This window comes from Paracoccus seriniphilus (assembly GCF_028553745.1).
In the GTDB taxonomy this organism is placed as follows: domain Bacteria; phylum Pseudomonadota; class Alphaproteobacteria; order Rhodobacterales; family Rhodobacteraceae; genus Paracoccus; species Paracoccus seriniphilus.
In genome coordinates this window covers 1,880,337-1,904,955 of record NZ_CP067129.1, presented here as the reverse complement: position 1 = coordinate 1,904,955, position 24,619 = coordinate 1,880,337, and the positions used below count along the sequence as shown (strand labels likewise).

The following is a 24,619-nucleotide window of genomic DNA, read 5'->3' as shown; positions in this document are numbered from 1 at the left end:
GGCCCTGCCGGGTGCAGGAGGACGGAAGGATCTAGTGGGGGGCATGAAGAAAGGGGCCGCATCAATCTGGATGCGGCCCCTCTGGTCGTTTGTGTCAGGCAGCCTTCAGGCGGCGAGACATTCGATCAGGCGTTTGACCGCCATCATGCCAGGATCATCCAGCCCGACGGATTTCTCGGAATAGACCCTTGCGCGCCCGACCTTGTTGGGTTTGCCACGATATTCATCCAGCGTCTTGTTCGCCGCGCTGAGTGCGGCCTGCTGCATGTTGCGGGGATCGTCGCCCGCCTCGCGCAGAGCCGCGATGACGGAGTCGAGAACATCAAGCATGGTCTTGTCGCCAAGGCTGGCGCCGCCGCGGGCGATCATCGCCTCTTGTGCGCTGGCCAGCAGATCGGGCAGGCGGGTCAGTGCGACGCTGGTTTCTCCCTTGACCGATTTGCCTGCCGCCATCAGTGCCGTCGCCATCAAGGTGCCAAAGCTGGATCCGGATACTGCCGTGATCGCCTTGGCGGCGTTGAACAGCGCCTTGCCCAGATCCTCGGGCAGATCATCGCGTATCTCGGCAAGATTGTTGAACCCATTGACCAACGTCACGCCAAGATCGCCATCGCCAAGCTGGCCATCCAGCATGTTCATCTCGTCGCCAATGGGTCCGATCCGGTTCTGGATCCTGTCGATGGCGGTTTGCAGGTTTTCAGTGGTGATATTCATCTCAGGCTTTCCAGAACGGGTTGGATGCGGGGGCCTTCAGCAGTTCCTCCAGCGCATCGTCCAGATGCAGGACCGAGATCGACGCCCCGGCCATTTCCATGGCGGTCGCGTAATTTCCGACCAGATGGAAGGCGATCCTGGCACCTTCAGCCTCGACCCTCGCCTTGGCGCGGCGGAACACCAGATAAAGTTCTTCGGCCGGTGTCGCGCCCAGACCGTTGATCAACAGCGCCACTCGACTGCCCTGTGCCATGGGCTTGTCCGCCAACAACAGGTCGATCATCTCATCACAGATGTCATTGACCGGTCGCAGCTTGCCGCGACGCACGCCCGGTTCGCCATGAATGCCCATGCCGATTTCCATTTCGTCATCGGCGATCTGAAAGGTGGGCTTGCCGGCCTGCGGCACGGTGCAAGAAGTCAGGGCAACGCCGATCGAGCGCAGATTGTCCGCCGCCCGCTGCGCCAGCTCGGTGACCTCGGTCAGGGATTTTCCTGCCGCAGCCGCCGCCCCAGCAACCTTGGTGACCAGAACGAAGCCGGCCACGGCGCGCCGCTTGTGCGACTCTTCGGGGCCCGCGGCGGCCACGTCATCGGCGACGATCACGCGGGCACAGGCGATATCCTCCATCTCGGCCATCTCGCAGGCCATGTCGAAATTCATCCTGTCGCCGCCATAATTTCCGACGACGCAGAGAACACCCTTGCCGGTATCGGCGAATTGGATGGCTTCGAGCATGGGGTTCATGTCGGGCGAAGCAAAGACATCGCCCACTGCGCAGGCGTCAAGAAGCCCTTCGCCCACATAGCCCGCAAAGACCGGAATATGTCCGAATCCGCCGCCAGACACGACTCCGACCTTGCCGGAAACCGGCGCGGGGCGGTGCAGCATCCGCCCCGTGCTGCCACCTATGACGAAGCTTTCGGGATGCGCCAGCGCCATGCCCTCCAGCACTTCGTCAACGTAATCTTCGGGTTTGTTGATCAGTTTCTTCAAGCCACGGGTCCTCCTGTCACCGATGTCGGAATCATGGCTGCAGTTATCTCACAGAATTTTGCAATGTAAAAGTAAAGTTTGATAATATGAGATTTTCGTGACGCACGAAAAACAACTGCACCCCGGTGATGCTTTCGGGATAGGGTCCGCCCCGATGGTGAACACATAGAAGAACGGGAATTATGGCTCGGGAAGTACAAAGCTCTATTGTAGAAAAAAGCATTGCGGTGATGGATCTTCTGGCGCGCACCAAGGGGCGGCTGACGCAGACGGAAATCGCCAATCTTACCGGACTCAACAAAAGCTCGACCCATCGCATCCTGTCGATCCTGATGGGGCAGGAGCTAGTGCAGTTCGATGATCGCGACCGAAGCTATGGGGTCGGCACCCGGCTGATTGGTTGGGCGCGTGCGGCCTGGGAAAAGATGGATATCAGCCTGCTTGAGGATCAGGATCTGATCAAGCTGAGCGAAGAGACCGGCATGAATGTGGCGGTTGCGGTGCTGAGCGAGCATACGGTCACCTTTATTCGCACCCGGATTCCGCATCCCTATCGGTTGGCGGTCAAGACGGGCGGGCAATCGGAACTGCACAACACGGCCGTCGGCAAGCTGTTCCTGGCGCATATGACCGAAGAACAGCGCGATGCCTATTTTGCTCAGGCCGAGCTGGAAAAGTTCACAGAGACCACGCTGACCACCCGCGCGGCGCTGGAAACGGACATGAAGAAGACGCTGGAACGCGGCTATGCGATTTCGGACCGCGAGGAATTCCTGCAGGTCGCGGGGATCGCCGCGCCGATCCTGGATTACGACCGGCGAATCCTGGCGGGCGTCAGCCTGTGGTGCCCGCTGCGCCATGCGTCGCTGGATGAAATTCTGGCGCAGGCCCCCAGGCTTTTGGCGATGACGAAAGAGGTTTCTGCCCGCTTTGGCCTGATGGTCGGGACTCCTGACGAATGATTTTTCTTGCAGGGTGTTTCGTATTGTGCATTGTGAAACTCGATATTTGCAATATAAAACTGCAATGACGGATCACCGAAGGCGGTGATCCTGCCCTTCGAGAGGTTCGAGATGTACGATGGTTCTCACCCCAAGGATCAGGCCCTGTGGTCTGTGACGGCGCCGGCAGCGGTGCAAACGGATGTTCTGGACGGTGATTGCGGCTTTGATGTGGTCATCGTCGGCGGTGGTCTGACCGGCCTGCGCGCCGCCATCACCCTGGCCGAGGCCGGCAGCTCGGTGGCGGTCATGGACAGCCGTCATATCGGCTATGGCGCCTCGGGGCGCAGCGGCGGGCAATGCAACCCGATCTGGCGTGCAACGCCCGAGGAACTGGCCGCGAAATATGGTCAGGCACAGGCGGAGCGCCTGGTCCGCACGACCCTCAGCTGTGCGGATGATCTGTTTGATGATATCCGCCGGTTCGGGATTGATTGCGGGGCCGAGCAGAACGGCTGGTATCAGGCAGCCCACACCCGCAAGGCTGCCGCCGGGCTGCGTCGGCTGGGTGCGGCCTGGCAGAAGGCCGGCGCGCCAATCGATGTCGTCAAGGCACCTGACCTGCATGAGCGGATCGGTTCGAAAGCCTATGATTTCGCGTTGCGTCACGAGAAGGGCGGGTTTGTCCAACCGCTGGCACTGACGCGCGGCTTTGCCCATCGGGCGAAATCACTGGGGGTGCGACTGTTTGAAAACGCGCCTGCCAGACAGATGGAGCGGCGTGCGGGGCTGTGGCGGGTCAGCACCGACCGTGGCACGCTGAGCGCCGAGAAGGTCGTTCTTGCAACCAACGGTTATACCGATGCCCTTTGGCCCGGCCTGCGCAGGTCGATCCTGCCGATGGTCAGTATCGCGGTGGCGACCAGCCCTCTCAGCCCCGAACTTCAGGCCAGCGTGCTGCCGGGGCGGGTCACCTTTGCCGATACCCGGCTGGCGATCTATTTTGGCCGTTATGACGCTGACAACCGGCTGATTTTCGGCTGTGTGGGCAGCAATGAATCGGTCGGCAGTTTCGGCGGGCATCGCCGGTTGCGCAGCGGTCTGCTGACGGTGTTCCCGCAGTTGGCCGGGACGTCTCTGGATTATACCTGGATGGGCCGGATCGCGGTGACGCCCGACCTGATGCCGCATCTGCATGAACCCGCGCCCGGTGTGCTGGCGGGGTTGGGATACAGCGGGCGTGGCATTGCGATGACATCGGTCATGGGGCGCTGTCTGGCACAGCGTGCGTTGGGTGCAAAGGTTGACGATCTGCCGTTCCCGGTCTCTCCGATCGAAACGCTGTCCTTTCATGGGGTGGCGCGCAACTTCATCCCGCTCATGGCGCCGGCGATGTCGATGCTGGACCGGGCGACCGTGTTTCAGGATCGCGTCATGCGTCGCTTCAGCTAAGAGGTATTTCCATGCAGTTCATCCATTTTGCAAAGCAGGATGTCACCCCTTTCGACAAGGAATTCACAGAAGATATCATCGAGGGAGCGCCGAAGCAGAAGGTCTGGAGCCATTTCGTCGGCAATGACGGGCGGTTCAAGTCCGGCATGTGGGACAGCACCGCGGGCGTGTTTCGCGGACCGATGAACAACCAGATCGAATTTTGCCATATTCTTGAAGGTGAGGCGCGGATCGAGACTGCAGACGGCAAGTCCCACACCGTGCGTGCCGGAGATGCCTTCGTGATGGACAACGGTTTGCAGCCGATCTGGCATGTCGAGAAATATGTTCGCAAACACTATGTGATCGTCGCCGTCGACTGACGGCGCAAGACTTTCGATCTGACCCGGACAGGCCGCGCGATGTCAGGGCCCGTGTGATACGATATCATTCGGCGCTGAAAGGGATTGGCCAAGCATATGTTCTTGCCGGTCCTGCGCGGTGGGTCAGGTTGTCGGATCGGCAAGGCTTGCCTGATGAATCCGGGCAAGTCTTGCGTCTCCAACCGCCGCACCGTTGTTTTCCGGTCGCTGTTCAAGCCGGGGCAGGTGTGGGGCGATCCATTCCTCAAATGCGTCATCTCCGTCGCCAGAGCGCGCCCGGACGAAGGTCCCGGCGGCTTGCTGGCCGATCCACAGCACCACCTTGATGGCGGGGACGCTCTCGGGCGGCTGTTCGAGCACCTCGAAGAGGGGAATTCAGGGGCTGTTTGCGATTCGCGCCACGCGGGCCTTGAACGCGAAGAAGGCAAACCCGTCGGCGGTATTCTCACTCGGTCAGCGGATGGCGGACAGTTCCGGCTTTCGAAAGCTGGAGGCGATCCAGAGAACGCTCTGTGCCTTCAGCCCAGCCAGATAGGTCATGATCTGGCCCAGATGGATGTGGTCGGTGGTTTCCAGCTGTTTCTCGATCAGCCTGATCGAGCCGTCCATCGGGTTTCGCGCAGCGATATCCGCCGATAAGCCGTCCACTTCGACCTCGGTGCCGGCCATGGCATGGGGAACAGTCACGCGGCGAAAGGCCCCTGTCGCGCAGGTGATCCTGACGGAAAAGGTCCGGGCAGCATATGTCCCAGGCCGGTCGATGTTGCGAATCGAACGGTTCGGTATGGATTGCCGCTGGCCGGTCGTCTCGGCACGACCCGAGTGGGCCAAGGCCCCGGGACATGTCACACGATCAAGATGAATGATGGTGCTGTGAGAGAGGATTGAACTCTCGACCTCACCCTTACCAAGGGTGTGCTCTACCACTGAGCTACCACAGCGCCGTGGAGGGGCGTTTAGACAATGCTGCTGAGACGTGCAAGAGGGAATTTCAAATTTTCTTTCGATCCGCTGTCATCAACTGGCCGAACATGTTGCGGCATTGCTGGACTGCGGGGCCGCGTGGCGATAACAGAACCAGATGACTGATCGATCCAAGACCAAGCAAAAGGGTGGCACCACGCGCGAGGAAAGGCTTCGTGCGGCCCTGCGTGCCAATCTGCAACGCCGCAAGGCCCAGGCGCGGGCGCGCGCAGCTCAGGCCGATCAGGACAACAAGAATGAAAATGAGACAGGCGGAGACGACAGCTAGATGGATCAGATCATCGTTCAGGGAAACGGCCCGCTGAAGGGCGAAATTCCGATTGCGGGCGCAAAGAATGCCTGTCTCGCCCTTATGCCTGCCACATTGCTGACCGATCAGCCGCTGACTCTGACGAATGCGCCGCGTCTTTCGGACATTCGCACCATGACCGCGCTGCTCCAAAGCCTCGGGGCCGAGGTGACATCGCTGCAGGACGGTCAGGTGCTGGCCATGTCCAGCCATGATCTGACCAGTCATCGCGCCGAATATGACATCGTGCGCAAGATGCGGGCCTCTATTCTGGTGCTGGGCCCGATGCTGGCGCGTGACGGACAGGCCGAAGTGTCCTTGCCCGGTGGCTGTGCCATCGGTGCCAGACCCGTCGATCTGCATCTGAAAGCGCTTGAGGCGATGGGTGCCGAACTGGATCTGCGCGACGGCTACGTCCATGCCAAGGCGCCTTCGGGCGGGCTGCGCGGCGCGGTGGTGGATTTCCCCCTGGTCTCGGTGGGGGCCACGGAAAATGCGCTGATGGCGGCGACACTGGCGCGGGGCACCACGGTGCTGAACAATGCCGCGCGCGAACCCGAGATCGTCGATCTCGCGCAGTGCCTGCGCCGGATGGGCGCGCAGATCGAGGGCGAGGGTGAAAGCACCATCACCATTCAGGGCGTCGATTCGCTGCACGGGGCGACCCATCCCGTGGTGACCGATCGGATCGAACTGGGCACCTATATGCTGGCGCCTGCCATGTGCGGGGGCGAGGTCGAATGTCTGGGCGGGCGCATCAGCCTGTTGTCGGCCTTCTGCGAGAAGCTGGACGAGGCCGGGATCAGCGTCGAGGAAACGCCACGGGGCATCAAGGTCTCGCGTCGCAACGGACGTGTGCGGGCCGTGGATGTGGTGACCCAACCCTATCCCGGTTTCCCGACCGATCTTCAGGCGCAGTTCATGGCGCTGATGTGCATCGCCGATGGCACCAGCGTGCTGGAAGAAACCATCTTTGAAAATCGCTTCATGCATGCGCCGGAACTGATCCGCATGGGTGCCCGGATCGAGGTGCATGGTGGTCATGCCACGGTCACCGGGGTTGAAAAGCTGCGCGGTGCGCCGGTCATGGCGACCGATCTTCGCGCCTCGGTAAGCCTCATTCTGGCGGGCATGGCTGCCGAAGGCCAGACGAAGGTCAGCCGTGTCTATCACCTGGATCGTGGCTATGAGCATGTCGTGCGCAAGCTGCGCGACGTCGGCGCACATATTGAACGCGTGAAAGAGGAGCAGATCTGATGGTCAAGGACGCAAGTTTTGCGGACGGCGACGAACGCCCCCTTTTGCTGAAGGCCGAGGATGAACAGGATCTTCGGGTGGTCTCGGCGCTGGTTCAGGATGCGATCCTGCCGGCGTCCGAAATCAGCTTTGATCCCAAGACCCGCCGGCTGGCGTTGTTGATCAATCGCTTCCGCTGGGAGGATGTCGATCGCGCCCGTGCCGAGGGACGGGGATTCGAACGAGTTCGCAGCCTGCTGGTCATCAATGATGTCACCGCGCTGAAAAGTGACGGTATCGATCGCGATGGTGATACCGTGCTGGAGCTTCTGGCGCTTGGCTGGCAGGCTGGCGAGGATTGCACGGGGCGCATCACATTGGATTTCGCCGGCGATGGCGCGCTGATGGCGGATGTGGAATGCATCAATCTGGACATCCGCGACGTGACCAAGCCTTATCTTGCGCCATCGGGCAAGGTTCCGAACCATCCCGCGTAAGGGGTGTTCGAAGATATGAACAAGGATGGGACAGCCATGCCGGTCACGCTGAATACCGCAGATGCCGATTTCGAAGCACGTTTCACCGACATGCTGTCGGCCAAGCGCGAGGATTCCGTTGATGTCAATGATGCGGTTGCCGGAATCATTTCCGACATCCGCAAGGGTGGCGATCAGGTCCTTTGCGATCTGACTGCGCGTTTCGACCGCCTGGTCCTGACGCCCGAGCAGTTGCAGATCTCGGCCGAGGAAATCGCCCGCGAGGTCGCGACCGTCTCGCCCGAGGATCGCGCGGCGCTGGAACTTGCCGCAGCGCGGATTCGTGCCTATCACGAAAGGCAGTTGCCCGAGGACGCCAGCTGGACCGATGATACGGGTGCGACATTGGGCTGGCGTTGGACGGCGGTTTCGGCGGCGGGGCTTTACGTGCCCGGCGGGCAGGCGGCCTATCCGTCTTCGGTGCTGATGAATGCCATTCCCGCGCGGGTGGCAGGGGTGCAGCGCCTGGTCGTTTGTGTCCCCACACCGGAAGGGGTGCTGAACCCGCTGGTGCTTTTGGCCGCGCAATTGTCCGGGGTGGACGAGATTTACCGCATTGGCGGGGCGCAGGCCATCGCGGCGATGGCCTATGGCACGGAAACCATCGTGCCGGTCGACAAGATCACCGGACCCGGAAACGCCTATGTGGCGGCAGCCAAGCGTCAGGTCTTTGGCCGTGTCGGGATCGATATGATCGCCGGACCTTCCGAAGTGCTTGTCATCGCGCAGGGTGAACAGGATCCGGACTGGCTGGCGCTGGACCTGCTGGCACAGGCCGAACATGACGCCGATGCCCAGTCGATCCTGATCACCACAGATCCCGCGCTGGCCGATGCCGTCTCGGCTGCGGTCGAGCGTATTCTGCCGACCTTGCCGCGCGCGGAAATTGCTGCCGCAAGCTGGCGCGATTACGGCACGGTGATCGTGGTGCGCGACCTGCAAGAGGCCGCCGCATTGTCCAACCGGATCGCACCCGAGCATCTGGAGCTTTGCGTGGATGACCCCGAGGCGTTGGCGCAGCATTGCATTCATGCCGGCGCGATCTTCCTGGGCGCGCATACGCCTGAAGCGGTGGGCGATTATGTCAGCGGACCCAATCATGTGCTGCCGACGGCGCGTTCGGCGCGGTTTTCTTCGGGGTTGTCTGTCATGGATTTCCTCAAGCGCACGACGATGGCTCGGCTGACTCCGGGGGCGCTGGCCGCGATCGGACCGGCCGCAATGCGCCTGGCCGCATCTGAGGGCTTGCAGGCACATGGTGCTTCGGTAGAGGCTCGTCTGGCCCGGTTGAATGAAAGGCATGACGAATGAGCCGCCTGACCCTGATCAAGATCGACGATTCCGCCATGCCTCCGGCAACGGCGGAAATGGAGCAGGAACGCAAGGTCGCGGTCTTCGATCTGCTGGAAGACAACAGTTTCGCTCTGCCGGGGCGCGATGGCCAGCCAGCCCCCGAAGGGCCTTTCGTGCTGCAACTGTGCATCCGTGAAGGCCGGCTGGTCTTTGACCTGACGACCGAGGCCGAAGAGAAGGTTGCAGAGTTTCACCTGTCCATGGGGCCCTTCCGCCAGGTCGTCAAAGATTATTTCCAGATCTGCCAAAGCTATTTCGACGCGGTGAAAAAGCTGCCTCCGGCCCAGATCGAGGCCATCGACATGGCAAGACGCGGGATACACAACGAAGGTGCAAGAACGCTGCAGGAACGGCTGGAAGGCAAGGCCACGCTGGACATCGACACCGCGCGGCGATTGTTCACCCTGATTTGTGCCCTGATACCGCAGGGCTGACGCATGCCGCAGGGCAAGATACCCCATTCGATCCTGTTCTGCTGCGACCATAACGCCATTCGCTCGCCCATGGCCGAGGGGATGATGAAGAAGTTCTATGGTCATGCAGCCTATGTCCAGTCGGCCGGCGTCAAGAGCGATATGGAGGTCGACGGTTTTGCGGTCGCGGTCTGCGAGGAGATCGGCGTCAAGCTGGATGCCCACCGCAGTCGCAGTTTTGACGAAATGCAGGAGTGGGGCGATGATCTTGGCGGCTTCGACCTGATCGTGGCGTTGTCGCCAGCCAGTCAGAGGAAGGCGCTGGAGATGACCCGGCTGTTCCATCTGGAGATCGAATACTGGCCGATCATGGACCCTTCCGGGCTTGTCGAAGGGCGCGAGGCCAAGCTGGCGCTCTATCGCCAGACCCGTGATCAGATACAGTCACGGATGCTGGAAAGATTCGGCCCGCCAACCGAGTGATTGTGCCGACGGGCCACCGTCCTCAGACGACGACGCCCGCACCCGAGGTTGCCGGTCCGGCAACCGCGCGGAAGGCGGCAAACATTTCCCGCCCCATGCCTTCGATGCTGTCGCCGGCCTCGAAGGGAACTGCTGTTCTGGTTTCGAAATCCTCGGCCAGGCAGTCGATCGTGCCCATGGTCGCATCAAGCCGGATCACATCGCCATTGCGCACACGCGCCAAGGGGCCACCGACCGAGGCCTCGGGCGAAATATGGATCGCGGCGGGCACCTTGCCCGAAGCCCCTGACATCCGGCCATCTGTCACCAGGGCGACCTTCAGTCCGCGGTCCTGCAGGACTGCCAGCGTCGGCGTCAACGAGTGCAGCTCGGGCATGCCATTGGCGCGCGGTCCCTGGAAACGCACGACGACGATGGTATCCTCGGTGAACTCTCCTGCGCGGAAGGCCTCCTTGACCTGTTCCTGATCGGAAAAGACGCGGGCCCTGGCCTCGATGATATGGCGGTCCTGCGCAACGGCGCTGACCTTGATGACGCCTCGGCCCAGATTGCCCTGCAACTGCTTCAGCCCGCCCGTCTGCGCGAAGGGATTGGCCACCGGGCGCAGGATCTTGTCATTCAGCGAAGTGTCCGTGCCAGCCTGCCATTGCAGCCGTCCGTCCAGTATCTTCGGTTCGGTGGTATAGCCGTCCAGCCCGGTGCCATTGATCGTCTTGACGTCCTCATGCAGCAATCCGGCGTCCAGCAGATGATGGATCATGTAGCCGATGCCGCCAGCGGCGTGAAAATGGTTCACATCCGCAAGACCATTGGGATAGACGCGTGCCATCAGTGGCACGGCTTCGGAAATGTCGTGGAAATCCTCGATATCGATATGGATGCCCGCGGCCCGTGCCATGGCCGGAATATGCATCACCAGATTGGTCGATCCCCCGGTAGCCATCAGGCCAACCATGCCGTTCACGAAGGCCTTTTCATCCAGCACGTGACCAGCGGGCAGATAGTCGTTCCCCAGCCTGGTCAGCGCGGCCGCGCGCTGGACACCTGCAAGGGTCAGCGCATCGCGTAGCTCGGTATTCGGATTGACGAAGCTGGAACCGGGCAGATGCAGCCCCATGAATTCCATCAGCATCTGGTTGCTGTTTGCCGTTCCGTAGAATGTGCAGGTGCCGGGCGAGTGATAGGATGCCATTTCAGCCTCCATCAGGGCCTCGCGTCCGACCTCGCCCGAGGCGAACTGTTGGCGCACCCGCGATTTTTCGTCATTGGGCAGGCCCGAGGGCATGGGTCCGGCGGGCAGGAAGACGGCGGGCACATGGCCGAATGTCGCGGCGGCCATGACCAGGCCGGGCACGATCTTGTCGCAGACCCCCAGATAGAGCGCAGCATCAAAGCAGTCATGTGACAATGCGACCCCGGCAGCAAGGGCGATCACATCGCGCGAAAACAGCGACAGTTCCATGCCCGGACGGCCCTGGGTAACGCCATCGCACATGGCGGGAACGCCACCGGCAACCTGCACGGTAGCCCCCGCCTCATGTCCTGCGCGGCGGATCAGATCGGGATAGCGTTCATAGGGCTGATGCGCCGACAGCATGTCATTATAGGCGGTGATGATACCGATATTGGGTTTGCGTGTCGTGGCCATGTCATCCTTGTCGGACATGGCGGCATAGGCATGGGCCTGATTGCCACAGGACAGATGCGCACGACGGGGGCCATCTTCGGCGGCTTTGGCAATCTTTCTGAGATAAGCATCGCGGCTGTCTTGCGAGCGCGATCTGATGCGGTCTGTCACGCGGTCAATCGTAGCATTCAGGGTCATCGTCTGGGCTCCTCTGCAGCGGCGCCTTGATATAATGTTAGCGGTAACTATTCAAGCTTTGCGTCGATCTCTGTCCCGTCTGGCCTTGATCATTCATGAAACGCCGGTCCGATCATGGTCACGCTACGCTAGCAGATTCGCGCTTTTTGTGCGCTGCTTGCTTCTTGTGCCTTTTGGGATGGCATGCGAGATCGGCACGAGAAAAGGAACCGTCGTCATGAATGATCTGCCCGTTATCCGCCTGCGCCCGAAATCCAAACCCCAGGCCATCCGTCACGGTTTTCCCTGGGTCTATGCCGATGAAGCCGTGCTTGACCGGCGCACGCGCAATCTGGCACCAGGTGATTTTGCGGTGCTGGAGGATGCCGAGCGTCGGCCCATGGCGCTGGTCTCGGTCAACCCGGCCTCGAAAATCGTTGGCCGGGTGATGGATCGTGACGTGGACGCGCAGATCGACGCGGAATGGATCAGGAAGCGTCTGCGGATCGCCCTGCAGATGCGCGAACGTCTTTATGATACGCCTTTCTATCGTCTGGTTCATGCCGAAGCCGACGGCCTGCCGGGGCTGATCATCGACCGTTTCGGCGAGGTCGCGGTCATGCAGCCCAATGCCGCCTGGTCGGACAGGATGGCTTTGCAGATCGCGCAGGCCTTGGTGGATGTGACCGGGGTCAAGACCGTCATTCTGAACGGGCAGGGGCGTGCGCGCAGCCTTGAAGGTCTGGATGAGCGCATGGAGGCCCTTGTGGGCGAGGCCCCGACACAAGCCGTGCCGGTCATCATGAATGGTGCAACCTATTTCGCGGATGTGATGGGGGGACAGAAGACCGGCATTTTCTTTGACCAACGACCCAATCACGCCTTTGCCCAACGTCTGGCAAGGGGAAGCCGAGTTCTGGACGTATTCAGCCATGTTGGTGGTTTTGGCCTGGCGGCCCTGGCAGCCGGGGCGAATCATGCGACCTGTGTCGATGGCAGCGCCGCCGCGCTGAAACTGGCGGTCGAAGGTGCCCGGGCCGTCGGGCGGGAAGGCGATCTTGAAACCGTGCAGTCCGATGCGTTCAAGGCGATGGAGGCCATGGCAGCCGAGGGACGCCAGTTCGATCTGGTGGTCTGTGATCCTCCGGCATTTGCGCCCTCGCGGCAGACGCTTGAGGCCGGCCTGCGCGCCTATGAACGTGTGGCCAAGCTTGCCGCGCCTCTGGTGGCACCGGGCGGATATCTGGCCCTGTGCAGCTGTTCGCATGCTGCCGATCTGACCCATTTCCGCAATGCCAGTGCGCGCGGCATCGGTCGTGGCGGACGGCGCAGCGTGCAGATCTATAGCGGGCAGGCTGGTCCCGACCATCCGACCCTGCCGCAACTGGCCGAGACGGGATATCTCAAGTCTCTGTTCTTCCGGCTGGACGGATGAGGGCAGTTCTCGACGCAAATGTGCTGTTTCCCACGGTCTTGCGCGAGATCCTGATCGAAGTCGCGACCGGCGGGCTGTTCCAGCCTGTCTGGTCGCAGCGTATCTTGGACGAATGGCGTCATGCGGCGGGCAGATTGGGCAGGGAACAGGAGTTGGTGGCAGGTGCCGAGATTGCCCTGCTGTCCTTGCGCTTTCCCGATGCCATGGCGGCGCATGACGGGCAGCGCGCCATCGACCTGGATCTGCCGGACGCCGCGGACCGTCATGTCATCGAGGCGGCCCTGCATGTATCGGCGCCCCATATCGTCACCGCAAATTTGCGTGATTTCCCCCGTCATGTGATGCAGGGGCTGGGTTTGCGTGCGATTCACCCAGATGCATTCCTGTTGGAACTGATCAGGCTTGATGAGGCTCTTGTAGCGCAGGCGATCACCCGGGTTCATGCCAAGGCCGTGGAGATGGGCGGAGATATTGCCCTTCCACAAATGTTGAAACGAAGCAGGCTGCCCCGGCTTGCCAAACTGATGAAAGGTTGATCCGACTTGCTGTTATCGCTAACAAGAGCTATGGCAAATGCTGACGGTAAGGAGGACAGCATGGTCTCGCGCGTCATTCCGGTCGATGATTTCGATCTGGTCATTTTTGGTGCCACTGGCGATCTTGCACATCGCAAGATTCTGCCCGGACTGTTCCGGCGCTTTGTTGCCGGGCAGATCCCGGAGAGCTCTCGGATAATCGGTGCCGCGCGCACCGATCAGGATGATCAGGCGTTTCGCGATCAGGCCTGCAAGGCGATCTCGGAATTCGCCGGCGTCAAGAAAAATGATCCCCGTCTGGCACAATTCCTCGAATTGCTTGGATATACGCCCATTGACGCCAAGGGCGAGGGCGGCTGGAAGGAACTGAAGTCGCGGATGCGCGAGGGGGCTGTTCATGCCTTCTATTTCTCGGTCGCGCCGTCTCTCTTTGGTGACATTGCCGAACGTCTGGCCGGGCATGGGATCGCAGATGACGACAGCCGTATCGTGGTCGAAAAGCCCTTTGGCCGTGATCTTGAAAGCGCGCGGGCGCTGAACGCGACACTGGCCCAGCATTTCGACGAACATCAGATCTATCGGATCGATCATTATCTGGGCAAGGAAACCGTCCAGAACCTGATGGCCGTGCGTTTCGCCAATGTGCTGTTCGAGCCCTTGTGGAATGCGCAATATGTCGACCACATTCAGATCACCGTGGCCGAGACGGTCGGGGTGGCCGGACGTGGCAGCTATTACGACAAGTCCGGCGCAATTCGCGATATGGTTCAGAACCATATGATGCAGCTGCTTTGCCTGATCGCGATGGAGCCACCCTATCACTTTGACCCCGATGCGGTTCGCGACGAGAAGCTGAAGGTGATCCGGGCGCTGGAACCTGTTGAGCCGGGCGATATCGTGCGTGGCCAATATCAGGCCGATGGCGATGTCCCCGGCTATCTCGAGGATTCGGAAAACCCCGATTCGCGCACCGAAAGCTATGTCGCGATGAAGGTGCGGATTTCGAACTGGCGCTGGCAGGGAACGCCGATCTACCTGCGCACCGGCAAGAAGCTGCGTGCGCGCACCAGTGAAATCGCCATTACCTTCAAGGAGCCGCCGCATTCGATCTTTGACGATACCGGCGCGCCCAAGGCCAACCAGCTTGTCATCAGACTGCAACCCAATGAGGGTATGAACCTGAAGGTGATGATCAAGGAACCGGGCCCCGGCGGGATGCGTCTGGTACAGGTGCCGCTGGACATGTCCTTCGCCGATGCGCTTGGCACCGAGGGGCAGGACATGCCCGATGCCTACGAACGGTTGATCATGGATGTCATTCGCGGCAACCAGACGCTGTTCATGCGCGGCGATGAGGTCGAGGCGGCTTGGGCCTGGACGGACCCGATCATCAATGCCTGGGAGGACAGCAAGCAAGCTCCCGAGCCTTATGACGCGGGATCTTCAGGACCGGATGAGGCCTTGCGGTTGATGCATCGCGACAATCGACGCTGGAGGGAAATCCGATCATGAGCATGGAATTCAAGGAATACCCCGACCGGGAAATGCTGGCCCTGTCGCTGGCGGACAAACTGGCTTCGCAACTGGCGCAGCAATTGCGCTCGGGCGCCGAGGCCAGCCTCTGCGTGCCCGGCGGAACGACCCCCATGCCGGTGTTCGAAACGCTGAGCGGCACGGATATCGATTGGGATCGGGTGACGGTCTTTCTGGGCGACGAAAGATGGGTCGATGGCGATCACAAGCGTTCGAACAGCCGCTTGTTGCGCCGCCATCTGCTGAAGGATCGTGCCGCCGGTGCGAACTACATAGACCTCTATACAGGTCAGCCCGAACCCGAAGACGCGGTTGACGAATTGGGCAAGAATCTGGCCGCACATCTGCCGATTACGGTGGCGCTGCTGGGCATGGGCAATGACATGCATACCGCCAGCCTCTTTCCTGGCGCCGAAGGTCTTGCAACGGCCATGTCTAAGGACAGCCCGATGCTGATGCCGATCCGTTCCGAGGGTGCCGGAGAGCCGCGCATCACTCTGACGCGTTCGGTTCTGAACAACGCCATACACACCCATGTCCTGATCATGGGGCCTGAAAAACGCCAGGCATTGGAAAAGGCGCTGAAACTTGATCCAATCGAGGCGCCGATCCGTGCCTTTCTGGACAATGCGACCGTCCATTGGGCGGAATGAACAAGGGATATTTTCGGCATGACTGATATCTGGACCCGGCTGGCATCCTGCCGCGCGGCTCAAGAAGACCTGCGCATCACCGATCTGTTTGCATCCGAGCCCGCCCGCGCCGAAGCATTCTGCACCTCGGCCGATGATCTTGTCTTCGACTGGTCGAAAACGACCATCGATTCGGCCGCGCGTGACCTGCTGCTGGAACTGGCGCGACAGTCCCATGTCGAGGCGCGTCGCGATGCGATGTTCGCCGGCGAGAAGATCAATGAAACCGAAAACCGCGCCGTCCTGCATACCGCCCTGCGCAATCTGGGCGGCAGCGTGCTGGTGGATGGACAGGACGTCATGCCGAAGGTGCGCGATACATTCGCGCGCATGTCCGATTTTGCCAGCAAGGTTCGCAGCGGCGAATTCACGGGGCAGGGCGGCAAGATCACCGATGTGGTCAATATCGGCATCGGCGGATCGGATCTGGGGCCCTATATGGCGACGCTGGCGCTGGCGCCTTATCATGACGGGCCACGCACGCATTTCGTGTCAAACGTTGATGGCGCCGATATTGCCGATACCCTGCGGGGACTGAACCCCGAAACCACATTGGTCATCGTGGCCTCGAAAACCTTCACGACCATAGAGACCATGACCAACGCCAGGACGGCCCGCGACTGGATGGCGGGTGCGGTCGCAGAACCGGCAGCGCAATTCGTGGCGCTGTCCTCGGCCGTCGACAAGACCGGGGCCTTTGGCATCGACAGCAGCCGCGTCTTCGGGTTCGAGGATTGGGTAGGCGGCCGATATTCGGTTTGGGGCCCGATCGGACTGTCGGTCATGTTGGCGGTCGGTCCCGAGGACTTTGCCGATTTTCTGGCCGGTGGTGCCGCCATGGATGCGCATTTCCGTGCCGCGCCGCTGGACAGCAACCTGCCGGTGCTGTTGGCGCTGACGGGAATCTGGCATCATCAGATCTGCGGTTATCCGACCCGCGCGGTTCTGCCCTATGACAACCGGTTGATGCGTTTGCCCGCCTATCTGCAGCAGCTGGAAATGGAATCGAATGGCAAGCGCGTCGCGATGGATGGCAGCGATCTTGCCATGAATTCGGGGCCGGTGGTCTGGGGAGAGCCCGGCACCAATGGCCAGCATGCCTTCTATCAACTGATCCATCAGGGCACGACCCCGGTTCCCTGCGAGTTCATTCTGGCCGCGCGTGGCCACGAAGAGGAACTGGCGCATCACCATATCCTTCTGGCCGCCAATTGCCTTGCCCAATCCGAAGCCTTGATGCGCGGGCGCAGCCTGGAAGAGGCGCGTGGGCTGATGCGGGCCAAGGGGTTTGAAGGGGCGGAACTGGACCGGCAGGCGCGCCATCGGGTGTTCCCCGGCAATCGCCCTTCGACAACCTTGCTGATCCCGCAGCTGACGCCCTTCACGCTGGGTCAGATCATCGCCCTCTATGAACATCGCGTCTTTGTCGAAGGGGTGATTCTTGGGCTGAACAGCTTTGACCAATGGGGGGTCGAACTGGGCAAGGAACTGGCCCTGCAGGTCGAGCCGCTGCTGAAAGGCGATTCGGGCGAAGGACATGATCCCTCGACCCGGCATCTGGCGAAATTGTTTCAGGATTTGCGCCAGCCCTCCTAGGATGCGCCGTCACCTGATGAGAACAGCGATGAATGGCGGCGCGGGCTTGCGCCGCCTTTTCCTTGTCGGCGCAAAGCATTAGGGTTGCGCCGACGAATAGAGGTTCGGATATGTCGTTTTTTAACAAACTGCGCGAGCGGCTGACTCGCTCTTCCTCGAAGATAGCCGAAGGGCTGGACGATATCGTCAAGGAAGGTGCGCCCGAAGCGGATGCCCCGGCGGCACCCGAGCCTCCCCCCGCACCCGAACCGACCCCTGCGCCGCCAGCGAACCCCGAGCCGACCAAGACCGCGCAACCGGCCAGCCCGGAACCTGCCCCTGCGCAGCCCGCGAAAGCCGTTGGGTTGGTCGGGCGCCTGTTCGGCCGCTCCGAGGCCAAGCCAGAGGAACCCCGCAGGGCGCTCGACGACGCCATGCTGGAGGATCTGGAAGACATGCTGGTGCAGGCCGATCTGGGCGTTGAAACTGCGCTGCGGGTCACGGCCAATATCGCCGAGGGCCGGATGGGACGGCGGGTGACATCGCGTGAACTCAGGGAATTGCTGGCGGCCGAGGTCGCGCGGATCATGTCGCCGGTGGCCCGTCCGTTGCCGATCTATCCCAAGAAGCCGCAGGTGGTTCTGGTGGTTGGCGTGAACGGCTCGGGCAAGACCACGACGATCGGAAAATTGGCCAGCCAGTTCAAGGCGGCGGGAAAGAATGTGGTGATTGCTGCCGGTGATACTTTCCGCGCCGCCGCAGTCGAGCAGTTGCAGGTCTGGGGCACCCGTGCCGGCGTGCCGGTCATGGTGGCCGCACAGGGTTCTGATCCGGCAAGCCTTGCATTTGACGCCATGACCCGTGCCGAGGCCGATGGCGCCGACCTGCTGTTGATCGACACGGCAGGACGGCTGCAAAATCGCCAGGACCTTATGGAGGAACTGGCCAAGATCGTCCGGGTCATCCGCAAGAAGGATCCTTCGGCCCCGCATAACACCCTGCTGGTTCTGGATGCGACGACGGGCCAGAACGCGCTGGGGCAGGTGGAGACCTTCCGCAACTTGGCGGATGTGTCCGGGCTGGTCATGACCAAGCTGGACGGAACGGCACGGGGCGGGGTTCTGGTGGCGCTGGCAGACCGCTTTGGGCTGCCCATCCATGCCATTGGCGTTGGCGAACAGATCGACGATCTGGACGCATTCGATCCCGATGAATTCGCCCGCGCGCTGGTCGGATTGTAAGCAGGCCGTGCCGCGCGTGATTCGCGCGGCATCAGTCTGACAGGCTCAGTTCAAGCCAAGCTGATCCAGAAATTTCCGCATCTCGGGCCCCTTCGCGCGCCGGTTGGCGAACAATGTGGCCTGAGATTTCAGAATCGGCTCTTCGTCCAGAATCTTCAGGTTGTTTGCCCGCAGCGTGGCCCCCGACGAGGTGATATCGGCAATCGCCTCGGCCGTGTGATTGGCGACGGTGCCCTCGGTCGCGCCCTGGCTGTCGATCAACTGATAATCCGCGACCTCATGGCGGGCCAGCCATGCCCGGACCAGCCGGTGGTATTTTGTGGCAATGCGCAGGCGGAAGCCATGGGCAGCGCGAAAATCGCGGGCAATGGTGGCCAGATCGTCCAGATCTTCGCAATCGCGCCAGCATTCGGGAACGGCCAGAATCAGATCGGCATGGCCAAAGCCCATTTCCGCAACTGCTTCCAGGTCCGAAGCCCAGCCCGGCAGTTTTTCGCGCACCAGATCGGTGCCCGTCACGCCCAGTTCGATGCGACCGGCAACCAGTTCGCGCGGAATCTCTCCGGCGGACAACAGGACCAGAGACACGCCATCCGCGCCCTCGACCTGACCGGCATACTCGCGGTCGGACCCGGATCGCGACAGGCGCACGCCGCGCGTTGCGAACCAGTCGAAGGTCTGTTCCATCAGCCGCCCCTTGGACGGCACACCCAGTCGGATCATTGGCTTTGCTCCAGTTCGGCAAGCAGGCCGGGGCGCAGGATACCGCCAACCGCCGGAATCTCGCGTCCCTTGCCCAGCACGCGGGTCAGCGCGTCATAGCGCCCGCCCGAAGCCAGTGGCGGCCAGTCTTCGCGCCCGGCAGAAAAGCTGAAGGTGAAACCGTCGTAATATTCCATGGTGTTGCGACCATGTTCGGCATCATAGCGAATCGTGTCAGGATCGATTCCGCGTGCCGCCAGTGCCGAGGCACGCGCAATGACGCCCTTGGCCGAACCGGCAATTTCGGGCCAGTCCTGGGTGATCCGTTCCAGCTTGGCTGTCACCTCGGTCAATGTGCCGCGCAGGGAAAACAGCTCCCGCAGGCGCTTGGCCCAGATATCGGGCAGGGGGGGCGTGCTGGCATCGGCCTGCAGTCGCGCGATGCGAGTTTCCATTTCGTCCTGGCGGCGCATGCCGGCCCATGGAGCATTGCTGTCAGGGAATTCGCGCGGTGCGACCGGCGCCGAGAAACGTGACAACAGCCGCGCAAAGCGAGCGGGTCGCCAGATATGATGCAGCAGGGCGTCGCGGCGCGCCTGTGATACGGGCAGCGTGCGCACGGCTGCCATCAGCAGGCCCATGTCACCGATCACTGCCTGGGCGTCATAGGGGCGCAGCAGGTCGTGAAACATGCCAAAGACTTCGGCATCGGCGTCAGGGTCACGGCTGAACAACTCGAATCCGGCTTGCAGATACTCATTATCGCGCGCGGTCGAAGGGCGGGTGTCGCCCATGTCCTGCTTGCGGAAAACCTCGCCCAGATAACAATAGCGGGCAGGCTCTGCGCCGTTTGCCATATGCGCCTGAACGACGGGAACCGTGAAATCGGGGCGCAGCATCATCTCGCCCCGGATCGGGTCATTGGTCACATAGGCGCGGGCACGAATGTCCTCGCCGTAAAGATCCAGCAGGCTTTCGGCAGGCAACAGGATATCGGGCACGATCTCTTCGGCACCGGCATCGCGAAACACGGCCAGTGCCCGTTGCCCGAGATTGCGTTTGTCCCGTTTCGAGATCATCCCAGAATCCGCCGCACTTCTGCCACCAACTCGCTGCGCGCGACCTCGGTCTGGGCAGGCTGGGCCTTCCATTCCTCGAGGCTGGCCTCGGCCGCGATTCGCGCGCCAAGAACCAGATCCTTGATCTGCACCACGCCACGTTCGGCCTCATCCCCGCCCTGGATCACGGCCACGGGGGCGCGGCGCTTGTCGGCATATTTCAACTGGTTGCCAAAGTTCTTCGGGTTGCCCAGATAGACCTCGGCCCGAATTCCTGCGTTGCGCAATTCGGCGACCATGGCCTGATAGTCGGGCATCCGGTCGCGATCCATGACCGTCACGACCACGGGGCCGATCTGGGCTTCACCGGCCAGACCCTTGGCGCGCAGGGCGGCCAGCAGGCGGTCAACCCCGATCGAGACGCCGGTGGCCGGAACCTTCTGCCCGGTGAAACGCTCGACCAGACCGTCATAGCGGCCACCACCGGCGACGCTGCCGAACTGGCGCTTGCGACCCTTCTCGTCCAGAATTTCGAAGGTCAGTTCAGCCTCGAATACGGGGCCGGTGTAATATCCAAGGCCGCGCACGACCGAGGGGTCGATGATGGCACGATCACCACCAACACCCATGGCGTCAAGCATGGCCGCGATCTGAGCAAGCTCGTCTACGCCTTCGGCTCCGATGGCCGAGTCGCCGACCGCGCTGCGCAGATTGGCCAGAGTCTCGGCGTTGCTTGCCCCCTTGGAGGTCAGGAAGGCCAGAACCGGTTCAGCCTGATCGGGGCGCAGCCCGACGCCTTCGATCTCGGCACCGCTGGCATCCTTGCGGCCGGTGGTCAGCAGCGCCAGAACGCCGTCGCGTCCGACCTTGTCGAACTTGTCGATGGTGCGCAGGACGTCATCGGCCTTGTCGCCGCCCTCGACCTGCGCAGCTTCGAGCACGCCATTCAGAACCTTGCGGTTGTTGATCCGGACGATGTAGTCGCCGCGATTGATCCCCACCGCTTCCAGCGCATCGGCCAGCATGGCGCAGATTTCCGCATCCGCCGCCACCGAGGCCGAACCGACCGTATCCGCATCGCATTGATAAAACTGACGGAACCGTCCGGGGCCGGGTTTTTCGTTGCGCCAGACCGGACCCATCGCATAGCGGCGATAGGGGCTGGGCAGATCATTGCGGAACTGCGCCGCGACACGCGCCAGCGGCGCGGTCAGGTCATAGCGCAATGCCAGCCAGTCGCCCGAACCTCCGCCCGGGACGGCCTCTTCCTGCCATGCAAAGACGCCGGCATTGGGCCTGTCGACATCGGGCAGGAATTTTCCAAGCGCCTCGACCGTTTCCACCGCGCTGGTTTCCAAGGGGTCGAAACCGTGTCGGTGATAGATTTCGGCAATGCGGTCTAGCATTGCCTTGCGCTCGGTGACATCAGCGCCAAAATAATCACGAAAGCCCTTCGGCGTTTCCGCCTTGGGACGGGGCTGTTTTTTCTGACTTTTCGCCATGGTGCTGCCTTTTCGGCCAAATCCGAGGCTGCTGTAACGGAAGGGCGCGCTATGGACAAGCACATGCAGGAGAATCACATGGCAGATCTGGACAGGATCGGGCGACTCGAGGAGGCCCTGGCACATTTGAGCCGGGTGGCCGAGGATCTGAGCGATGTCATCGCGCGTCAGGATGCCGAGATCGCGCGCCTGACCCGCAAGGTCGAGATGCTGATGCGCGCGGAAGCGGCACGCGAGGCCGAAAACGGCAATTCCGTGACGCTGGCCGATCAGCGGCCGCCGCATTGGTAGGGCGGGATTGGTGACCTGTGGCCGTAACATGGAATTGTAACATGGCGGGGGTGAAATGGCGGGGGTGAAATGGGGCGGGGAACGCGGTGCGCCCCCATCGAGGGGGCGCACCGCGTCGGCGCGTTGCCCCGCGGCCCCTTGCGACGGTGTTGCACGAATTTCATTTCGCCGCTTTCCCCTTGCGGCCCCATGCGCTAGACCCTGAGCCGAACAAATTTCGGGCAACGGAAGGACCGGCTCATGGCCAATGTGGTGGTTGTCGGCGCGCAATGGGGCGACGAAGGCAAAGGCAAGATCGTTGACTGGCTGAGCGAACGCGCCGATGTGATCGCGCGTTTTCAGGGCGGACATAATGCGGGCCATACGCTGGTCATCGGCGACAAGGTATTCAAGCTGTCGCTGTTGCCTTCGGGCATCGTGCGTGATGGCAAGCTGGCCGTCATCGGCAATGGTGTCGTGCTGGACCCCTGGTCGCTTTTTGCCGAGATCGAAAAGCTGACGGCGCAGGGTGTGAATATTTCGGCCGAGCGTCTGATGATTGCCGAGAACACGCCGCTGATCCTGCCGCTGCATCAGGATCTGGACAAGCTGCGCGAAGAGGCCGCAGGCAAGGCCAAGATCGGCACGACCGGGCGCGGCATCGGCCCGGCCTATGAAGACAAGGTGGGCCGTCGCACCATCCGCGTGGCGGATCTGGCCGACGAAGAAACGCTGGATGCGCGTCTTGACCGCTTGTTGGCGCATCACGACGCCTTGCGCAAAGGTTTGGGCGCTGCGCCCATCGACCGCGATGAACTGAAAGCCAAATTGCTGGATATCGCACCGCGCCTGCTGCCCTATGCTCAGCCGGTCTGGAAGATCATGGCCGAGGCCCGCAAATCGGGCAAACGCATCCTGTTCGAAGGTGCGCAGGGCAGCCTGCTGGATATTGATTTCGGCACCTATCCCTATGTGACCAGCTCGACCACGATGTCTGGGGCTGCGGCTTCGGGCACCGGCATGGGGCCGGGCGCAATCGATTTCGTGCTGGGTATCGTCAAGGCTTATACGACCCGCGTGGGCGAAGGCCCGTTCCCGACCGAGCTGGACGATGCCGATGGCCTGCGTCTGGGCGAGCGGGGCCATGAATTCGGCACCGTGACCGGGCGCAAGCGCCGCTGTGGCTGGTTCGATGCAGTGCTGGTGCGCCAGACCTGCGCGATCAGCGGCATGAACGGCATTGCGCTGACCAAGCTGGACGTGCTGGATGGTTTCGAAAAGCTGAAGATCTGTGTCGGCTATGAAATCGACGGTCAGCATTATGACTATCTGCCGACGGCGGCGGCTTTGCAGGACAAGGTCACGCCGATCTATGAAGAGCTGGACGGCTGGCAGGAATCGACCGCCGGTGCACGCAGCTGGGCCGAACTGCCTGCCGCTGCAATCAAATATGTGCGCCGCGTCGAAGAGCTGATCGGATGTCCGGTGGCAATGCTGTCCACCAGCCCCGAGCGTGACGACACCATCCTTGTGACCGATCCGTTCTCGGACTGAGGCAAGAGGCACCCCATGAACCTGAAGACCCGCAAACGCCTGTCGCTGCTGATCCTGGTTCTGGGGCTGCCGGCCTATATCATGGTCGCCGTCACACTGGTGAACTGGATGGACCGGCAATGGGGCCGCCAGCCGATCTGGATCGAATTGCTGGTCTATATTGCCCTGGGGTTCATCTGGATCATGCCGCTGAAGCGTGTGTTCAACGGTATCGGCCGGGCGGAATGATCCCGGCCATCGTGACGTCGAAACAGGCTGTCACCGTCATCGGCGGCGGTGCCGTTTCCGCCGATGACCTTGAACTTGCGCGATCGGTGGCGCCGCTGCTGGTCGCTGCGGACGGCGGGGCCGATCGTGCGATCCAGCTCGGGCATCAACCCGATTGGGTGATTGGCGATCTGGACAGCATCAGCGCGCGCAGCCGTCAAAGCATCCCGCCCGAACGGCTGTGCCATGTCGCCGAACAGGACAGCACCGATTTCACCAAATGCCTGACCCGGATCGACGCGCCTTTCGTCCTGGCGGTGGGATTCGCGGGGCTGCGGCTTGATCATACCCTGGCGGCGTTGACCGCCATGGCCAATGTGTCGCAGCTAGTGACGATCATGATCACCTCGAATGACATCGTTTTTGTCGCGCCCCCACGTATTCATATGGCCTTGGCGGCGGGCACGCGGGTGTCGCTCTATCCTTTGGGGCCATCGCGCGGGCGCAGCAGCGGGCTGGAATGGCCCATCGACGGGATCGAATTCACGCCGGATGGGCGGGTGGGGACCTCGAACCGTGCGACGGGATCGGTCAGCCTGGAACTTGAAGGCAAGATGCTGATCATGCTGCCCCGCGAACAGTTGGGCGATGCCTTGTCGGCGCTGGGGCTGGATGACGCCTGACAGCGCAGAAGATCACAGCCACGTGCAGCGGTTGCCGTATGGCCGTGGATGGCATATCTCATGCGCG

The 24,619-nt window shown here is 61.8% G+C and carries 26 protein-coding genes and 1 tRNA gene; 19 read left to right on the top strand and 8 right to left on the bottom strand.

Translation table 11 applies throughout. The annotated features are described in order from the left end of the window. Positions 1–105 precede the first annotated feature (105 nt). Both JHW44_RS09300 and JHW44_RS09295 read right to left on the bottom strand, forming a co-directional pair. Positions 106–714: a dihydroxyacetone kinase subunit L gene (locus JHW44_RS09300; RefSeq protein WP_089344669.1), complete on the bottom strand. Its 609-nt coding sequence runs from the start codon at positions 712–714 to the stop codon at positions 106–108. 1 nt (position 715) lies between these two features. Next, positions 716–1,711 (bottom strand): dihydroxyacetone kinase subunit DhaK, encoded by a 996-nt coding sequence (locus JHW44_RS09295; RefSeq protein WP_089344670.1) that lies wholly within the window; start codon positions 1,709–1,711, stop codon positions 716–718. 182 nt (positions 1,712–1,893) lie between these two features. Between JHW44_RS09295 and JHW44_RS09290 the strand changes: the two genes are divergently transcribed. The 3 genes from JHW44_RS09290 (at position 1,894) to JHW44_RS09280 (ending at position 4,466) form a co-directional block, all read left to right on the top strand. Beyond that, the gene (locus JHW44_RS09290) at positions 1,894–2,673 is read left to right on the top strand and encodes an IclR family transcriptional regulator (protein ID WP_089344671.1); all 780 of its coding nucleotides are present in this window, start codon (positions 1,894–1,896) and stop codon (positions 2,671–2,673) included. Positions 2,674–2,784: 111 nt separating this feature from the next. Continuing rightward, positions 2,785–4,104, top strand: a complete 1,320-nt coding sequence (locus tag JHW44_RS09285) for an NAD(P)/FAD-dependent oxidoreductase (RefSeq protein WP_143811459.1) — start codon at positions 2,785–2,787, stop codon at positions 4,102–4,104. An 11-nt stretch (positions 4,105–4,115) separates the two neighbouring features. Then, a complete protein-coding gene (locus JHW44_RS09280) occupies positions 4,116–4,466 on the top strand; it encodes a cupin domain-containing protein (protein WP_089344673.1) in 351 nt (116 codons plus the stop codon). A 453-nt stretch (positions 4,467–4,919) separates the two neighbouring features. On the opposite strand, the gene JHW44_RS09275 is transcribed toward JHW44_RS09280, so the two are convergent. Both JHW44_RS09275 and JHW44_RS09270 read right to left on the bottom strand, forming a co-directional pair. Further along, the gene (locus JHW44_RS09275) at positions 4,920–5,153 is read right to left on the bottom strand and encodes a hypothetical protein (protein ID WP_143811460.1); all 234 of its coding nucleotides are present in this window, start codon (positions 5,151–5,153) and stop codon (positions 4,920–4,922) included. Positions 5,154–5,332: 179 nt separating this feature from the next. Further along, positions 5,333–5,407 (bottom strand) — tRNA-Thr (locus JHW44_RS09270). A 140-nt stretch (positions 5,408–5,547) separates the two neighbouring features. Between JHW44_RS09270 and JHW44_RS09265 the strand changes: the two genes are divergently transcribed. The 6 genes from JHW44_RS09265 to JHW44_RS09240 are packed head-to-tail and all read left to right on the top strand — an operon-like array spanning position 5,548 to position 9,760. Then, entirely contained in the window at positions 5,548–5,718 is a 171-nt protein-coding gene (locus tag JHW44_RS09265; RefSeq protein ID WP_179217733.1) for a hypothetical protein, read from the top strand. Further along, complete coding sequence (gene murA / locus JHW44_RS09260) at positions 5,719–6,996, top strand: UDP-N-acetylglucosamine 1-carboxyvinyltransferase (RefSeq protein ID WP_089344676.1); 1,278 nt, start codon at positions 5,719–5,721, stop codon at positions 6,994–6,996. Beyond that, a complete protein-coding gene (locus tag JHW44_RS09255; protein WP_089344677.1) occupies positions 6,996–7,472 on the top strand; it encodes a DUF2948 family protein in 477 nt (158 codons plus the stop codon). The genes murA and JHW44_RS09255 overlap by 1 nt, the downstream gene beginning before the upstream one ends. 36 nt (positions 7,473–7,508) lie before the next feature. Beyond that, the gene (hisD, locus tag JHW44_RS09250; RefSeq protein WP_089344750.1) at positions 7,509–8,822 is read left to right on the top strand and encodes a histidinol dehydrogenase; all 1,314 of its coding nucleotides are present in this window, start codon (positions 7,509–7,511) and stop codon (positions 8,820–8,822) included. Next, positions 8,819–9,298, top strand: coding sequence for a UPF0262 family protein (locus JHW44_RS09245; protein WP_089344678.1), 480 nt, complete (start codon positions 8,819–8,821; stop codon positions 9,296–9,298). Before hisD ends, JHW44_RS09245 begins: the two co-directional genes overlap by 4 nt. A gap of 3 nt (positions 9,299–9,301) precedes the next feature. Continuing rightward, positions 9,302–9,760 carry an arsenate-mycothiol transferase ArsC gene (locus JHW44_RS09240; protein WP_089344679.1) on the top strand — a complete coding sequence of 153 codons (459 nt, stop codon included), beginning with the start codon at positions 9,302–9,304 and terminating at the stop codon, positions 9,758–9,760. Between the two features lie 22 nt (positions 9,761–9,782). Here JHW44_RS09240 and edd read toward each other — a convergent pair whose 3' ends face one another. Then, positions 9,783–11,585, bottom strand: coding sequence for a phosphogluconate dehydratase (edd, locus tag JHW44_RS09235; RefSeq protein ID WP_089344680.1), 1,803 nt, complete (start codon positions 11,583–11,585; stop codon positions 9,783–9,785). A 217-nt stretch (positions 11,586–11,802) separates the two neighbouring features. Between edd and JHW44_RS09230 the strand changes: the two genes are divergently transcribed. From JHW44_RS09230 to ftsY, 6 genes are all read left to right on the top strand, one after another. Further along, positions 11,803–12,999 (top strand): RSP_2647 family RNA methyltransferase, encoded by a 1,197-nt coding sequence (locus tag JHW44_RS09230; RefSeq protein WP_089344681.1) that lies wholly within the window; start codon positions 11,803–11,805, stop codon positions 12,997–12,999. Continuing rightward, entirely contained in the window at positions 12,996–13,535 is a 540-nt protein-coding gene (locus JHW44_RS09225; RefSeq protein ID WP_089344682.1) for an RSP_2648 family PIN domain-containing protein, read from the top strand. Before JHW44_RS09230 ends, JHW44_RS09225 begins: the two co-directional genes overlap by 4 nt. A 60-nt stretch (positions 13,536–13,595) precedes the next feature. Further along, the gene (gene zwf, locus JHW44_RS09220; protein WP_089344751.1) at positions 13,596–15,047 is read left to right on the top strand and encodes a glucose-6-phosphate dehydrogenase; all 1,452 of its coding nucleotides are present in this window, start codon (positions 13,596–13,598) and stop codon (positions 15,045–15,047) included. 2 nt (positions 15,048–15,049) lie between these two features. Then, positions 15,050–15,721 (top strand): 6-phosphogluconolactonase, encoded by a 672-nt coding sequence (gene pgl, locus JHW44_RS09215; protein ID WP_089344683.1) that lies wholly within the window; start codon positions 15,050–15,052, stop codon positions 15,719–15,721. An 18-nt stretch (positions 15,722–15,739) separates the two neighbouring features. Then, positions 15,740–17,356, top strand: a complete 1,617-nt coding sequence (pgi, locus tag JHW44_RS09210) for a glucose-6-phosphate isomerase (protein ID WP_089344684.1) — start codon at positions 15,740–15,742, stop codon at positions 17,354–17,356. Between the two features lie 110 nt (positions 17,357–17,466). Next, on the top strand, positions 17,467–18,576 hold the full coding sequence (gene ftsY / locus JHW44_RS09205; protein ID WP_089344685.1) for a signal recognition particle-docking protein FtsY: 1,110 nt from the start codon (positions 17,467–17,469) through the stop codon (positions 18,574–18,576). Between the two features lie 45 nt (positions 18,577–18,621). Here the strand turns inward: ftsY and hisG are convergent, their stop codons facing one another. Genes hisG through hisS form a run of 3 tightly spaced genes read right to left on the bottom strand, consistent with a single transcriptional unit; the run spans position 18,622 to position 21,838 of the window. Further along, positions 18,622–19,299: an ATP phosphoribosyltransferase gene (gene hisG / locus JHW44_RS09200; protein WP_089344686.1), complete on the bottom strand. Its 678-nt coding sequence runs from the start codon at positions 19,297–19,299 to the stop codon at positions 18,622–18,624. Beyond that, positions 19,296–20,357: an ATP phosphoribosyltransferase regulatory subunit gene (locus JHW44_RS09195; protein WP_336385702.1), complete on the bottom strand. Its 1,062-nt coding sequence runs from the start codon at positions 20,355–20,357 to the stop codon at positions 19,296–19,298. The genes hisG and JHW44_RS09195 overlap by 4 nt, the downstream gene beginning before the upstream one ends. Further along, positions 20,354–21,838, bottom strand: coding sequence for a histidine--tRNA ligase (hisS, locus tag JHW44_RS09190; protein ID WP_089344687.1), 1,485 nt, complete (start codon positions 21,836–21,838; stop codon positions 20,354–20,356). The genes JHW44_RS09195 and hisS overlap by 4 nt, the downstream gene beginning before the upstream one ends. Positions 21,839–21,889: 51 nt before the next feature. Between hisS and JHW44_RS09185 the strand changes: the two genes are divergently transcribed. The 4 genes from JHW44_RS09185 (at position 21,890) to JHW44_RS09170 (ending at position 24,552) form a co-directional block, all read left to right on the top strand. Then, entirely contained in the window at positions 21,890–22,129 is a 240-nt protein-coding gene (locus tag JHW44_RS09185; RefSeq protein WP_419182497.1) for a SlyX family protein, read from the top strand. Positions 22,130–22,369: 240 nt separating this feature from the next. After that, on the top strand, positions 22,370–23,662 hold the full coding sequence (locus tag JHW44_RS09180; RefSeq protein ID WP_089344688.1) for an adenylosuccinate synthase: 1,293 nt from the start codon (positions 22,370–22,372) through the stop codon (positions 23,660–23,662). A gap of 15 nt (positions 23,663–23,677) precedes the next feature. After that, positions 23,678–23,890 carry a DUF2842 domain-containing protein gene (locus JHW44_RS09175; RefSeq protein ID WP_089344689.1) on the top strand — a complete coding sequence of 71 codons (213 nt, stop codon included), beginning with the start codon at positions 23,678–23,680 and terminating at the stop codon, positions 23,888–23,890. Further along, the gene (locus JHW44_RS09170) at positions 23,887–24,552 is read left to right on the top strand and encodes a thiamine diphosphokinase (protein WP_089344690.1); all 666 of its coding nucleotides are present in this window, start codon (positions 23,887–23,889) and stop codon (positions 24,550–24,552) included. Before JHW44_RS09175 ends, JHW44_RS09170 begins: the two co-directional genes overlap by 4 nt. Positions 24,553–24,619 lie beyond the last annotated feature (67 nt).